This is a genomic window from Gulosibacter sp. 10 (assembly GCF_900163695.1).
GTDB lineage: Bacteria > Actinomycetota > Actinomycetes > Actinomycetales > Microbacteriaceae > Gulosibacter.
Genome location: NZ_FUIC01000047.1, coordinates 1 through 1,114, shown reverse-complemented (window position 1 = coordinate 1,114; position 1,114 = coordinate 1). Strand labels below are relative to the sequence as shown.

At 56.5% G+C, this 1,114-nt stretch carries 2 protein-coding genes; both read left to right on the top strand.

Features of this window, described 5'->3' with window-relative positions; all coding sequences use genetic code 11:
- Window positions 1-467, top strand: a 467-nt coding sequence (locus FM112_RS17460; RefSeq protein WP_217874626.1) for a hypothetical protein, incomplete at its 5' end; no start/stop codon positions are given.
- Entirely contained in the window at window positions 460-921 is a 462-nt protein-coding gene (locus FM112_RS17005; RefSeq protein ID WP_140400725.1) for a hypothetical protein, read from the top strand. The genes FM112_RS17460 and FM112_RS17005, both read left to right, overlap by 8 nt.
- Window positions 922-1,114: the final 193 nt, after the last annotated feature.

Genomic DNA, 1,114 nt, shown 5'->3' with positions numbered 1-1,114 from the left:
CTCCTACACGGACAGCGACGCGCTCAACGGACTACACCCTCGTTCGAGAAGAGCCCGTTATCTCAGCGGTCGTAGACACAAGCCATCCCGCTGGGCGAGCAGTCCTCGCCGGCGTAGCGATCCTCGGGGTGATTGTGGGAATTCTACTTCAGCCTAGCCCTCGGCCCGAAGACCATAAGCCGCGAGCAAGGCAGGCGATACAGAACCTGGCGACAAGCATCGAACTTATTCAAGACGTCAGGACTGTTGGTGGACAACTGAACGAGGCGGAAATTGAAATTCGGACCAAGACCGGCTTGATCAGCATGGACCAAGATCTGCGACGAGCTAAGGCCCATCTAATGCACTCGATGGCGGAATGGGATCAGGTTGCACCTGGGGCAGTTGAAGAATTCCGCAAGACCCAGCAACGCGGAAGACAAATACTCATGCAGCTGGCGCAAGAGGAAGGGGCAGGAAATGAGTGATTCGGAGCCACTCCGTGGTGTAGTTGCACGCGTTGTCAGCGATCGCGAGGTTATCCTCAACAAGGGTACAGATCATGGCCTTGACGCAGGCGAATACGTCATCATTATTGACCCGGATACCCAATCAATTACAGACCCAGAGACGGGGGAAAATCTTGGCGGCCTAAAGCGCATTAAGGCCGTTCTGCGGGTGGTTGAATCGACAGCAAAACTATCTTTGGCAAAAACGTTTAGAACCCGTCGGGTTCGGGTTAGCGGCGGGCTCGGTGGAGCCGGATTTGGGAATATGTTCGCTGAGCCGAAGTATGAGACTCGTGTCGAGACACTTCAGCTAGATCCACAGGCCGGGCTCCCAATAAGCGAAGAGGACAGCGCGATCTCACTGAATGATCCTTTCGAAGTCGTTAGTGCAGAAGAAGCCGAGGACACCCGGACTGTGACGCTCTGGCGATGATAGACAAGCTTGAAGGAGAAACTACTTACGCACATTCACTCGCGGTCGTTCAGCGGTGTGGGAGACCGCGGTAGCTACTGAAGCCCCGCACGATGGCAGATCGTGCGGGGCTCGGTCGTTCGGCGCTTCGGGCTACTGCTGCTTGAGGCTGTCCACGTGGGCGGCGAACTCGATGAGCGCCCTGAATGCGGCG

Bases quoted from the DNA above. Each gene is read 5' to 3' on its own strand.
- FM112_RS17005 (WP_140400725.1), top strand. From the start codon at position 460: ATGAGTGATTCGGAGCCACTCCGTGGTGTAGTTGCACGCGTTGTCAGC.